This window comes from Cryobacterium aureum (assembly GCF_002954245.1).
In the GTDB taxonomy this organism is placed as follows: Bacteria; Actinomycetota; Actinomycetes; order Actinomycetales; family Microbacteriaceae; genus Cryobacterium; species Cryobacterium aureum.
This window is the reverse complement of record NZ_PPTG01000001.1, coordinates 1-13,092: the sequence shown is the minus strand read 5'-3', so window position 1 is coordinate 13,092 and position 13,092 is coordinate 1. Positions and strand designations below refer to the sequence as shown.

Below are 13,092 nucleotides of genomic sequence, written 5' to 3'. Positions count from 1 at the left end.
AAGAATGTCAATCTTCCTCAACAAGGACTCCAAGGTCATCGTTCAGGGCATCACCGGAGGTGAGGGCTCCAAGCACACCGCCCTCATGCTCAAGGCCGGTACCCAGGTCGTCGGTGGCGTCAACGCGCGCAAGGCCGGCACCACCGTCGTGCACGGTTCGGTCGAACTGCCCGTCTTCGGCACGGTTGCCGAGGCCGTCGAGAAGACCGGCGCCGACGTGTCGATCGTCTTCGTACCGCCGGTGTTCACCAAGGACGCCGTCATCGAAGCGATCGACGCCGAGATTCCGTTGCTCGTCATCATCACCGAGGGTGTCCCAGTGCAGGACTCGGCCGAGTTCTGGGCCTACGCCATCAAAAAGGGCAACAAGACCCGCATCATCGGCCCGAACTGCCCCGGCATCATCACGCCCGGTGAAGCGCTCGTCGGCATCACGCCGGCGAACATCACCGTCAAGGGCCCGGTCGGACTCGTCTCCAAGTCGGGCACCCTGACCTACCAGATGATGTACGAACTGCGGGACCTCGGCTTCTCCACCGCGATCGGCATCGGTGGCGACCCCATCATCGGGACCACGCACATCGATGCGCTCGAAGCCTTCGAGAACGACCCGGAGACCAAGGCGATCGTCATGATCGGCGAAATTGGCGGCGACGCTGAAGAGAAGGCCGCCGAGTACATCAAGGCGCACGTCACGAAGCCGGTCATTGGCTACGTGGCCGGATTCACCGCACCCGAGGGCAAGACCATGGGCCACGCCGGCGCCATCGTCTCCGACGGAGCCGGAACCGCCCAGGGCAAGAAGGAGGCCCTTGAGGCCGCCGGAGTCAAGGTCGGCAAGACGCCGAGCGAGGCTGCGACCCTGCTGCGCGAGGCACTCGCCGCACTGTAGATCGCTCTCAACGAGGGGCTCGCCGGAATGTTGGCGAGCCCCTTTTGCGTGCGTGGGCGGGTGGGCGTGCAGATCTGCGGAGATTTCGAGCGGATGCCCCTGGCGCGCCGCGTAATCGCCCGCACGTTCGGGTGCGGGCCGGCCCTCGCGCCGGGAATCTCCGCAGTTCGGTACCGGGACGTGCGCCTGGCGCGCATTGTCGCCCCGGCGATATAGGCTCGCAACGGATGAACCGCATAACGACCGCCCTGCTCGCCGCTCTCGAGGCATTACTTGTTGTCGCCATTGGCATCGGCATCGCCATGGTGCCGCTCACCGTCCTCTGGGCCGCCCATTTCGGACTGTCGGTGGAATGGTTCGTGTTCTGGCGTGCTGCTGCCGATATCTGGCTGCTCGGCAACGGCGTCGACCTCATGGTGCGGGTCGGTCCGGACGTGGCCGCAGCCCTCGGCCTGGCCGGCGCAGACACGCCATTTCTGATCTCGGTCGTGCCACTCGGTTTCGCCATGCTCTCGGTGCTCATGGGCGTGCACACCGGCCGGCGTGCCGCCGAAACCCCACACCGTTGGACCGGCGTCGGCGTCGCTGTGGGAACCTATGCGATTCTCGCCTGCCTCGTGACCCTGTCCGCAGTGTCGGAGACGGTCGCGCCCGATCAGCTGCAGGGGATCCTGCTGCCACCGCTCATCTATGCCGCCGGGGTTCTGGTGGGGGCCGAACTGGGGCGGCGCAAGACTGCCGAGGCCGTGGAGGGCCTGGACCGGGTGAGCCGGGGCATCCGTTTGTGGTATCAGCGGATACCGCAGATCATTCGCACCGTGATCGAGGGCGCGCTGCGCGGCGGAACGGCGGCCGCAGCCGGGGTGCTGATCGTGTCTGCCGTGGCTGTTACCGTGCTCATCGCCATCAACTACGCGACCATCATCGGGCTCTACGAGGCCGTGCAGGCTGGTGTGTTCGGCGGCGCCACCATCACCCTCGCGCAGCTGGCCCTCATTCCCAACCTCGTCATCTGGGCCGCCGCCTGGTTCGTCGGGCCGGGCGTCGCGCTGGGCGTTGGATCCAGCGTCTCGCCGATCGGTACCGCCGTCGGCACCCTCCCCGGCCTGCCACTGTTCGGCGCGCTGCCCCAGGGCACCCCGGCCTACGGCTTTCTCGGCCTGCTCGTACCCGTGCTCGTCGGTTTCGCCTTCGCGGTCGTGACCCGGCAGTTTCTGGACCGCCAGGGAGTGCCCGAACGCACCACCCTCGAACACGTGCTCACCGGCCTCGGCATGGGAGTCGTCGGCGGCGCCCTGCTTGGCCTGCTGGCCTGGTGGGCGGCCGGCGCGATGGGCCCTGGCCGCCTCGTGGAGGTTGGGCCGAATCCGCTGTTGGTCGGTGCGCTGGCCGCCGCCGAAATCGGTGTCGCGGCGGCACTCGGTATGCTGGCCGGCCGGGTACGACTCCCGTCAGTGCGCCGCGCCAAACGGTAAGCTCAGACCGTGCTGTCTATTGTCGTGTTGATCTCCGGCGGAGGATCCAATCTGCGGGCCCTGCTGGAGGCGTCAGAAGACGCCGAGTTTCCCGCGAGAGTTGTCGCGATCGGCGCCGACCGAGACGCCGACGGGCTCGAGCTCGGGGTCGAATTCGGGATCCCCGCATTCTCCGTTCCCTTTTCCTCCTTCAAGGACCGCGCGGCCTGGGGCGACGAACTGCTCGCGCAGATTCAGCAGTGGCAGCCCGACCTGGTCGTGCTCAGCGGCATGATGCGTCTGCTGCCGCCGCGCGTAGTCGCCGCTCTGTCGCCGAACCTGATCAACACCCATCCCGCCTACCTGCCCGAGTTTCCAGGGGCGCACGCCGTGCGCGACGCCCTCGCTGCCGGGGCCGTGCAGACCGGTGCGAGCATCATCGTGGTCGACAACGGTGTCGACGAGGGCCCAATCCTGGTGCAGGAGCGCGTCGCCGTGCTGCCAGGTGACACCGAAACTTCCCTGCAGAATCGCATCAAGATCGTCGAGCGTCGCCTGCTGATCCAGGCCGTGCTCGACATCGCCAACGGACACATGAACCTCAAGGAGAACTCCAACGCATGAGTGGACACACCAACGCGCCCAGCTCGTACCGTAACCGGGACCAGATCGCCATCGAGCGCGCACTCATCTCCGTGAGCGATAAGACCGGCCTGCTCGAACTCGCCGCGGCTCTGAAAGCGGATGGCGTCGAAATCGTCTCCACCGGTTCGACGGCGGCCACCATTCGCGCCGCAGGCTACGACGTAACCGACGTCGCGGCGGTCACCGGCTTTCCGGAGTCGCTCGACGGCCGCGTCAAGACCCTGCACCCCGGCGTGCACGCCGGCATCCTCGCCGACCTGCGCCTCGAAACGCACGAAGCGCAGCTCGACGAGCTCGGCATCAAGGCGTTCCAGCTCGTCGTCGTCAACCTGTACCCCTTCGTCGAGACCGTAGAGAGCGGCGCCGAGCCTGCCGACGTGATCGAGCAGATCGACATCGGTGGACCGGCGCTGGTGCGGGCATCCGCTAAAAATCACGCGAACGTGGCCATCGTCGTCGACCCGGCCAACTACGGCGAGATCATCGAAGCCGTTGCTACTGGCGGCTCGACCCTCAAGCTGCGCCAGAAGCTCGCCTCGCTCGCCTTCGAGCACACCGCCGACTACGACCTGAGCGTGTCGGCCTGGTTCACCGAGAACGTCTACGACCAGTGGCAAGACGATACCGAGGAACTGGGCGAAGACGTCGCCTTCTCGACCATCGATGACGACGACGAAGAGGAATCCACGTTCCCAACCGGCCTCGGCATCGAGGTCACCCGCGACGCCATCCTGCGTTACGGCGAGAACTCGCACCAGGCCGCCGCGCTCTACGTGGGCGAAGGCGGCCGGGGTATCGCCCAGGCCAAGCAGTTGCACGGCAAGGAAATGTCCTACAACAACTACGTCGACGCGGATGCCGCGGTGCGCGCCGCCTTCGACTTCAGCGAACCGGCCGTTGCCATCGTCAAGCACGCGAACCCATGCGGAATCGCCATTGCCAAGCCCAACGCACCGGATGCCATCGCCTCTGCCCACCTGCGCGCCCACGCCTGCGACCCGATCTCGGCGTTCGGCGGCGTGATCGCCGCGAACCGCGTCGTCACCCTCGGTATGGCCGAGACTATCAGCGAGATCTTCACCGAGGTGCTCGTGGCCCCCGGTTTCGAGCCGGCCGCGGTTGAACTGCTCACCAAGAAGAAGAACATTCGCCTGCTCGAGCTGCCGGCCGACTTCGAGCGTTCCTCGCTCGAACTGCATCAGATCTCCGGCGGCCTGCTCGTGCAGGAGACCGACAGCTTCGAGGGCTTCAGCTCGGACGGCTGGACCCTCGTGGCCGGCCCTGAAGTGGATGCCGCCACCCGCGCCGACCTCGAATTCGCGTGGAAGTCGTGCCGTTCCGTGAAGTCGAACGCCATCCTGCTGGCGCACGCCGGAGCATCCGTCGGTGTGGGGATGGGCCAGGTCAACCGGGTCGACTCCTGCCACCTCGCTGTGAGCCGGGCCGGCGAACGCGCCGAGGGCTCGGTCGCCGCCTCTGACGCGTTCTTCCCCTTCGCTGACGGGCTCGAAGTTCTGCTCGACGCCGGTATCGCAGCGGTTGTGCAGCCCGGCGGATCGGTGCGCGACCCCGAGGTCATCGCCGCTGCCACCGCTGCGGGCGTCTCGATGTACTTCACCGGAGAGCGCCACTTCTTCCACTAGACCAAACCGAAAGAAGCACCTTCGATATTGAATCGGGGGTGCTTTTTGCGCACCCACTCCGGTTATCCTGATCAAGGCGGTTCCATACACCGGCACCGCCGCATTTGGCCCACAAGGCCCGAGACAACGGAGTTTCCATGACCCTCACGCACCCTGCCGCCGCCCTCGATTCCCTCGCGCAGATTCCGCTTTCCCATGAGAAAGTGCTGATCACGACCGGGGAACGATCCGGGCTTATGATCACGGTGGCCATTCACTCGACCCGCCTCGGCCAGGCCCTCGGTGGCGCCCGCCTGTGGCAGTACGCGACCTGGACCGACGCGGTCGCCGACGCCCTACGCCTCTCCGCCGCCATGACCCTGAAAAACGCGGCCGCGGGTCTGAACCGCGGCGGTGGTAAGTCCGTCATCTATCTGCCGCTCGGCACGGTACTGACCGACGCCCAGAAGCGTCTGGCGATGCTTGACCTCGGCGACGCCATCGAGAGCCTGAATGGCGCCTACATGACCGCCGAAGACGTCGGAACGAGCGCCGAGCTTATGGCCATCGTGGCAGAACGCACGAGCCACGTCTGCGGACTGCCCGCCGCGAGCGGCGGCGTCGGTGAGCCAGCGGATGCCACAGCCGCCGGCGTCTACGCGAGCATCGAATCCACCCTGGAGGCCCTGTTCGGCAGCCGTGACGTGCGCGGCCGCCACCTCGTGATCTCGGGCCTCGGCCAGGTCGGCGGACGCCTCGCCACCGCACTCTCCGCGGCCGGCGCCACCCTCACCGTCACCGACATCAACCCCGACAAGCGCGCACTCGCCGACGAGCTCGGTGCCAGCTGGGTGTCGGTGGGCGACGCTCACCGGGTGCACGCCGACCTGTTCGTGCCGTGCGGCCTGGGCGGCGTGCTGAGCGCATCCGTCATCGCGGAGCTGAACGTGCTCGGCGTCTGCGGAGCCGCCAACAACCAGCTCCAGGCACCGGCCGGTGCTGCCCAGCTGGACGCGCGGGGCATTCTCTGGGCACCGGATTTCGTCGTCAACGCCGGTGGCGTCGTCTACCTCGACCTGGCGAGCGAACCGAACGCCGACCTCGGCCAGATCTCGACGCGCGTGGCCGCAATCGGCTCCGTGCTCACCCAGATCTTCACGGATGCCCGCGCGAGCGAGATCACGACGCTCGCGGCCGCCGAACTGCTCGCCGCGACCCGCCTAAACGCCGCTCGGTAGCAGGTGCGAGTCATGAGCGCGCCCGAAACGGGTGGCCGCTACGCCGGTTACCGTAGCAGCTGCCAATCGCGGGCGCGGTCGCGGCGGGTTTACTCGCGCAGATCGGCCGGGATCGTCGGCTGAACGCGGGAGGCGGCACGGCGTTCCTTGAGCGTCGTGCTCGCGGCCTTGCCCAGCTCGGTGAGGATCGGGATTCCAGAGAGCAAAATGATGCCGATGATGAAGAATTCGGAGTACTTCTCGACGAAGGCGATCTGGCCGAGGAAGAACCCGACCAGGGTGAGGCCGACGCCCCAGGCGAAGGCACCGATGGCGTTGTAGGTCACGAAGCTGCGGTAGCGCATCTTGCCGACGCCGGCGGCAACCGGCACGAAGGCACGAAAGACCGGCAGAAATCGGGCCAAAATGATGGACTTGCCGCCGTGTTTGGCGAAGAAGGCGTTGGTGCGCTCGACGTTCTTCGGGTTGAAGAAACGGTTCTTCTCCCGCGAGAACACCGCAGGGCCGGCTTTTCGACCGATGACGTAGGCGAGCTGGTCGCCGGCGAAGGCAGCGATGAAGACCACCAGACAGGTCACCCAGATCGGCAGCGGCACCACACCGGTCGCGGTGAGCAGGCCAACGGTGAACAGCAGGGAATCACCTGGCAGGAACGACAGCACGATGAAACCGGTCTCGATGAACACGACCGCGGCGACGCCCAGCAGAACGAACGATCCAAAAGAGTGGATCAGCCACTCAGAGTCGAGAAAATCGATTCCGAAGAGGGTGGGCAGCATGAAGAATCCTTCCAACGGGCGCGCTGGGCATAGGCGCAGAACCCAGACTACGTGACCTCACGCTGGGAAAGACCGGGTGGTCGCGGCTCGTCGCCGAGTTGTCGTTCCCTCGAGCGGATGCTCCCACCGCAGAAAATACTTGTATTCTGCCCCCGTTTCGCCATAGTCTGAAAGGCTGCCTGATCCGGGGGGCATGTGACACACATTCTTGAGGCGCCCAGGAGGCAGACATGACAAAGACAGCACCGATCACGCTCGCAGCGATTGCGACCGACGGCGCACACTTTGGCGTCTTTGCTGGGTACCTCGCTATCGCCGTGCGTTTCGTCGGCTAGCCGCGCCTCAATCGTCACAACGAGCCATTCGCTCGTTTCGCCCGGCAGCTCGCTGCCTGCGCGTTCTCCAAACGCACACCACCGCTCGCCACCCTGCATCGCCGACCCGCCAGCGCCATATGACGCGAGCGTTTGGTGTCGCGACCTCTCGGTCTGGTGACCACAAGCATCTGCTGCACCCGCACCACATTCAGGACTGGACCATGACCACCACTGCACCACCGGCACCGCCGCCGCCCACCAACGACCCGGCCGTGCGCACGAATACCTTTCGCAGCCTGCAACGGCTCTACCCGTATGCCAAACCGGCGCTACCGCGCATTTATCTCGGCATGGTCGCCGCGCTGCTCGCCGGTCTCGTGGCCCTGGCCATCCCGCAGGTGCTCGCTTGGCTCGTCGACGGCCCGCTCAGCAACGTCGGCAACGGCGACAGCGCCTCACAGATCTGGCCGGCCGTGTGGATCGTGCTGGCCCTCGGCGTGGTCGAGGCGATCATGATCGCCCTGCGCCGCTGGTTCGTGCTCACCCCGGGCACCCACATCGAGGCGCGCATGCGCAACCACCTCTACGCCCGGCTGCAGGACCTGCCGGTGAGTTTTCACGACCGCTGGCCGAGCGGCCAGCTGCTCTCGCGCGCCGTGAGCGACCTCAACCTGATTCGCCGCTGGGTGTCGTTCGGGCTCGTGCTGCTCGTGGTCAACTTTCTCACCATCGTCGTCGGCGTCGCTATATTGCTCTGGATGCACTGGCTGCTCGGCGTGATCTTCGTGGTCTGCTCGATTCCGATCTGGATCTACGGCTACGTCTTCGAGGAGAAATACTCGGTCATCGCCCGCCGCAGCCAGGACCAGGCCGGCGACCTCGCGACCGCCGTCGAGGAGTCCGTGCACGGAATTCGCGTACTCAAGGCGTTCGGCCGCGGCTCGTTCGCGCTGAAGAACTTCGCCTCCCAGGCCGAAAGCCTGCGCGGCACCGAGATCGAGAAGGCGCGTGCCATCGCCGGCATCTGGCTCTGGCTGCTGCTCGTTCCCGACGTCGCGTTCGCGCTGTGCCTCGTGGTCGGCGTCTGGCTTACCAGCCAGGGCGACCTAAGCGGCGGCGAGCTGTTGGCGTTCTTCGCGACCGCCACCGTGCTTAGGTTTCCGGTGGAATCGATCGGATTTTTGCTGTCGATGACCTTCGATGCGCGCACCGCCACCGACCGGTTCTTCGACATTCTCGACACCCCGAACGAGATCACCGACCCCGCTGACCCAGCCACCCTGGCCGCGCCGCTCGGCCGGCTCGCGTTCGACAACGTGCACTTTCGCTACCCGGACTCGCCCGAGCGCTTTCCTGACCTGCTCGACGGCATCGACCTCGTGCTCGAACCGGGGGAGACCATGGCGCTCGTCGGCCTCACCGGCTCGGGCAAGAGCACGCTCACGGCCCTCACCACCCGGCTGTACGACGTGACGGCTGGCGCGGTGACGCTGGACGGCGTCGACGTGCGCGCGCTCGGCCGCGAAGAACTGCGCAGCCACCTCGCAATGGCATTCGAGGATGCGACACTGTTCTCTGCGTCCGTTCGGGACAACGTGCTGCTCGGGCGTGCCGACCTCGCCGTCAGCAGCCCTGAAGCGGATGCCGCGCTCGCGCAGGCACTGCAGATCGCGCAGGCAGGGTTCGTGCACGACCTCCCGCTCGGCGTGGACACCCTCGTCGGTGAGGAAGGCATGAGCCTGTCCGGTGGGCAGCGGCAGCGGCTCGCGCTCGCCCGCGCGGTCGCGGCGCGGCCATCCGTTTTGATCTTGGACGATCCGCTGTCCGCGCTCGACGTGAACACCGAATCGCTCGTGGAGAACGCGCTGCGCGAGGTGCTCGTCGACACCACGGCGCTGATCGTGGCGCACCGACCGTCGACGGTCATGCTCGCAGACCGGGTGGCACTGCTTGAAGACGGCCGCATCACGGCGGTCGGCACGCACTCCGAGCTGCTGCGTACCAGCCCGCACTACACCTTCGTCATCTCCAGTCTGGAAGACGAAGAACGCCGAGAATCGAACCGAGCGGAGGAAGCACTGTGAGCGCCAATGGGAGTGTCCGTGGAGTGCAGGGTGAGGAACGCCACGACTTCACCAAGGCCGAAAGCAAGCAGATCCGGGCCCGCTCGCTGCGGCTGCTCGGCTCGCTGCTCTTTCCGGTGCGCGCCAAGGTCGTGCTCGCCATGCTCGTGGTGGTCGTCTCGACCGCCGCGCAGGTGGCTGGCCCTGCACTGATCGCCTTCGGCATCGACCGCGGTTTGCCCGCACTGCTCGAACAAGACTGGATGCCGCTCGCCGCGACCGGCGCGATCTACCTCGTCGCCGGGGTACTCGGCGCGCTGCTCATCGCCTGGTACACCGTGTTGAGTGCCCGGGTGAGTCAGGCCGTGCTGATTGACCTGCGTAAGCGCGTGTTTTTGCACACCCAGAAGCTGAGCCTCGAATTTCATGAGTCGTACACCTCGGGGCGCATTATCTCGCGCCAGACCAGCGACCTCGATGCCATTCGGGAGCTGCTCGACTCCGGCATCAACCAACTGGTGCAGGGCATCCTCTATATGTCGTTCACGGCAATCGCCTTGGTGCTGCTCGACGGCACCAGCGGTCTCGTGCTCCTGGGCGCGCTGCTGCCGCTGGTCATTCTCACGCGCTGGTTCCAGGTGCGCTCGCAGAGCCTGTTCCGGCAGTCGCGGGTTGCGTCGGCGAGCCTGATCGTACGTTTCGTCGAGACGATGACCGGCATCCGCGCCGTGAAAGCTTTTCGCACCGAGAAGCACAACGAGAGCGTGTTCGGCAAGCTCGTCGAAAGCTACCGCGAGGTCAACGCGCGCGTGATTCAGCTGTTCGGGGTTTTCGACCCTGGGCTGGTGCTGATCGGCAATGTCACGGTCGCCGCCGTGCTGCTGGTCGGTGGTTTTCGGGTGGCCGACGGCCAGCTGGCCATCGGTGCGCTGCTCGCAACGCTGCTCTACACCCGCCGGTTCTTCGACCCAATGGAGGAGATGGCCATGTTCTACAACTCCTACCAGTCGGCCGCGGCGGCGCTCGAAAAGATCTCCGGCGTGCTCGAAGAACGCCCCGGCGTGCCCGATCCGGTCTCCCCGGTGGACCTCTGGGAGGCCCGCGGACGGGTACGGTTCGACAACGTGCAGTTTGCCTACCAGGCTGATCGGGAGATTCTGCCGCACTTCGACCTCGACATTCCGGCCGGACAGACCATCGCCCTGGTCGGGTCGACCGGAGCTGGTAAATCTACGCTCGCCAAGCTGATGAGCCGCTTCTACGACCCGACGGATGGTCGGGTTCGGCTCGACGACGTCGACCTGCGCGATCTGCATCCCAAGGACCTGCGGCGCGCGATCGTCATGGTCACCCAGGAGGCCTACCTGTTCAGCGGTTCGGTCGCCGAGAACATCGCAATAGGCAAACCGGATGCTTCGGTGCAGCAAATTCGCGCCGCCGCGGCCGCCGTCGGTGCTCACAACTTCATCGAGAGCCTGCCGAACGGGTATGACACCGACGTGAACAAGCGCGGTGGTCGAGTCTCGGCCGGGCAGCGCCAGCTGATCTCGTTTGCGCGCGCCTTCCTGGCCAACCCGGCGGTGCTCATCCTCGATGAGGCTACGTCGTCGCTCGACATTCCGAGCGAACGGCTCGTGCAGGAGGCGCTGCAAACTTTGCTCGCTGATCGCACGGCCGTGATTATCGCCCACCGCCTGTCGACGGTGGCGATCGCCGACCGGGTACTCGTGATGGAACACGGTCGCATCGTGGAGGACGGAACCCCGAACGACCTCATCTCGGGAACCGGCCGTTTCGCGACCATGCACGCCGCCTGGCGCGACTCCCTCGTGTAGCCGCTCTCGTGTAGCCGACTCGGGGGCGGTGAGCTTCTTCAGTATCAGCCAGGAGACGGTAATACTGAAACCGCGACCGCCGTGCCAATTGGGCGCTAGTTTCGGTAGTCGTCGTCGTTTGGGTAGTCCGGTCGCTGGTCGAGCCCGTCGACGCTGTGCTGTGGCGCACCGCGATCTGCACGGCCAGCCACCGGGGTGGCCGGCGTCGGAAGGTCAAGTTGTTTGAGTGCGTGCATGAGCGGGCTTTTGGTGGGGAGGGCGATCAAGGTCTGTTCGGGGTCGATCTCGATCGGGGGCTGCAGCCAGTACTCGCCATCGCGGAGATAGATCTTCCAGTGTCGGTTGTGCAGCAGTAGATGATGGTGTGCACAGAGTAATATGGCGAAATCGATATCGGAAAGTCCCAGATCAGACCAGTTTTCTATGTGATGCGATTCTGTCCACGACGGTGGTTGGTCGCAGCCGGGCCAGCGGCATCCGCCGTCGCGCGCGGCGAGGGCCCGGCGTTGCTTGCGGTTGAATAGGCGCTCGTCCCGGCCGACGTTGAGGGGTTGCCCGGCCTCACTGAACAGGATTCCCACGTAGCCGGTGTCACACAGGTGCCGGTCGATCGTCTCCGCCGACACTGGAGCGGGGTTGCCCTCGAGGTAACCGAACGCCGTTTTGGCCGTGTCTGTCGCCGGGGTGCCGCTCCCAGCGGTGCCGCTCTCGGTGCTGGCGGTCTCGGCGGTAGCGGTCGTGGTGCCGCCGCTCGCGGTGATACCCGGCGTCGCGCTGGGGACAGCGCTCGGGCCGGCGGCGGGGTGCATCGTGGGGCGAGGCGCGGGGTCAGCGTCTCGACCCAATGTCGGGTCGGGGATGGTAGTGGGGCGGTCGTGTTCGGTGACGATGATCTGCACGACCGGGCGGCGCCCGCCGAACATGGTGTTCGGGTCGGCGTCAGCGCCGAGCATGAGCAACTGGGTGAAGGAGTCTGCGGCGATCTGGTCGATGGTGCGCGGGTCGTTCTTGACTCGCTGCGCCCACGCCGCACGTTCCGGGTCGACGAACCGCACGCCGCCGCGCCGCGGGCTCGTCAGTGCGTCGTAGGTCGCCATCCACATCTCGCCCTGCTCCGGCGCCATCAGCGCATGCAGGGTCACCATGCCGTCGGCCCGCCGCCACAGCGACCAGGTCGTGTCATCGCGGGCCTGCTTCTCCCGCGCCAAAATACCCGCCGCGTCCAGGCCGTCCCGCAACCGCCGAGCCCGTTTGTAGGCCTGCTCGGTGTTCATCCCGGGCACCTCCACCAGCAGCCCCTACAAGGCGGCGGTGAGTTTCTCGGCGGTGATCGCCTGATCCAGGGTTCCCAGGCCTCGGAGCAGTGCGTCGCCGATGCCGGGCGAGAAGGTGCCGTCGGCGACGGCGTGCACGATCGGCGCCTGCCACGGCACCACCACCGGTGCTGCCACGATGACCGGCAGCACCGGCAGCACCGGCAGCACCGGCAGCACCGGCAGCACCGGCAGCACAGGCAGCACGGGGAGTACCGGGCGGGGCGCGGCCACGGGCAGCGGCGGAAGATTCGGGTGCAGTTCGGCCCATGCCGCCGCCCGCTCCGCCGCCCGCTCCGCCTCCCGCGCCGCTTCACGCTCGGCTTCCGCGGCGGCGGCCGCTGCCCGTGCCGCCCGCTCAGCCTCTCGCGCAGTGTCAGCAGCTCGCCGTTCGGCGGTTTCGGTGTCGTTCATCAGCACGCCCACGGCCAGCAGTCGGCCAGCCTCGATGCGGCTGAGGCCAGTGGCGTCTTGCACCATCATGGTCGGGTTGCCAAATCCGTACCGCGACGCCAACCCTGACTGACCCAGTTCTGGCCGGGACCTGTGCGCGATCGTACCGGCCAGCAATGCCGCCACCGTGTTACTCAGTCGCAGCAGGTCCGCGATCGGGTCGCGCGCCGCGAGCACCTCTGCATCAGACAGGCTTCCGAACTCGGCGCTGGAACCACCGAGCGCGGCGACAGCGGCCGCCGCCCGGGTGAGCTTCATCGCCATGTTGTTCATGATTCAACCCAACACCCGACCACCGACATTCCCGAGGAAAAATCAGGCATACAAGCACTAAATTGCCCAAACCAGCCAAATAATGGCTCTCCTGACTCTTCCGTGGGTTAGTTTCGTCCGGGAAGCACGGGTTTGTGCCCGCCGAGGCTGAGCATGGCGAGGGCGATGAGCGCGTCCGGTAATTTGAAGCCGAAGGCGATGCGGGTCA

At 66.4% G+C, this 13,092-nt stretch carries 10 protein-coding genes; 7 read left to right on the top strand and 3 right to left on the bottom strand.

From position 1 onward, the window contains the following. Positions 1-4 precede the first annotated feature (4 nt). From sucD to CJ028_RS00030, 5 genes are all read left to right on the top strand, one after another. Entirely contained in the window at positions 5-892 is an 888-nt protein-coding gene (sucD, locus tag CJ028_RS00055) for a succinate--CoA ligase subunit alpha (protein WP_105033271.1), read from the top strand. 227 nt (positions 893-1,119) lie between these two features. Further along, positions 1,120-2,367, top strand: coding sequence for a cell division protein PerM (locus tag CJ028_RS00045; protein ID WP_105033269.1), 1,248 nt, complete (start codon positions 1,120-1,122; stop codon positions 2,365-2,367). 9 nt (positions 2,368-2,376) lie between these two features. Then, on the top strand, positions 2,377-2,970 hold the full coding sequence (purN, locus tag CJ028_RS00040) for a phosphoribosylglycinamide formyltransferase (RefSeq protein ID WP_105033268.1): 594 nt from the start codon (positions 2,377-2,379) through the stop codon (positions 2,968-2,970). Then, on the top strand, positions 2,967-4,634 hold the full coding sequence (gene purH, locus CJ028_RS00035) for a bifunctional phosphoribosylaminoimidazolecarboxamide formyltransferase/IMP cyclohydrolase (RefSeq protein WP_105033267.1): 1,668 nt from the start codon (positions 2,967-2,969) through the stop codon (positions 4,632-4,634). Before purN ends, purH begins: the two co-directional genes overlap by 4 nt. 137 nt (positions 4,635-4,771) lie before the next feature. Further along, the gene (locus CJ028_RS00030) at positions 4,772-5,851 is read left to right on the top strand and encodes a Glu/Leu/Phe/Val dehydrogenase family protein (protein ID WP_105033266.1); all 1,080 of its coding nucleotides are present in this window, start codon (positions 4,772-4,774) and stop codon (positions 5,849-5,851) included. A gap of 89 nt (positions 5,852-5,940) precedes the next feature. On the opposite strand, the gene CJ028_RS00025 is transcribed toward CJ028_RS00030, so the two are convergent. After that, the gene (locus tag CJ028_RS00025; RefSeq protein ID WP_105033265.1) at positions 5,941-6,630 is read right to left on the bottom strand and encodes a DedA family protein; all 690 of its coding nucleotides are present in this window, start codon (positions 6,628-6,630) and stop codon (positions 5,941-5,943) included. A gap of 538 nt (positions 6,631-7,168) precedes the next feature. Here CJ028_RS00025 and CJ028_RS00020 point away from each other — a divergent pair. Both CJ028_RS00020 and CJ028_RS00015 read left to right on the top strand, forming a co-directional pair. Continuing rightward, positions 7,169-9,031 carry an ABC transporter ATP-binding protein gene (locus tag CJ028_RS00020; protein WP_105033264.1) on the top strand — a complete coding sequence of 621 codons (1,863 nt, stop codon included), beginning with the start codon at positions 7,169-7,171 and terminating at the stop codon, positions 9,029-9,031. Beyond that, the gene (locus tag CJ028_RS00015; RefSeq protein WP_105033263.1) at positions 9,028-10,845 is read left to right on the top strand and encodes an ABC transporter ATP-binding protein; all 1,818 of its coding nucleotides are present in this window, start codon (positions 9,028-9,030) and stop codon (positions 10,843-10,845) included. The genes CJ028_RS00020 and CJ028_RS00015 overlap by 4 nt, the downstream gene beginning before the upstream one ends. A 95-nt stretch (positions 10,846-10,940) precedes the next feature. On the opposite strand, the gene CJ028_RS00010 is transcribed toward CJ028_RS00015, so the two are convergent. Continuing rightward, a complete protein-coding gene (locus CJ028_RS00010) occupies positions 10,941-12,119 on the bottom strand; it encodes an HNH endonuclease signature motif containing protein (RefSeq protein WP_105033262.1) in 1,179 nt (392 codons plus the stop codon). 24 nt (positions 12,120-12,143) lie between these two features. Further along, complete coding sequence (locus CJ028_RS20810; protein WP_105033261.1) at positions 12,144-12,884, bottom strand: hypothetical protein; 741 nt, start codon at positions 12,882-12,884, stop codon at positions 12,144-12,146. Positions 12,885-13,092 lie beyond the last annotated feature (208 nt).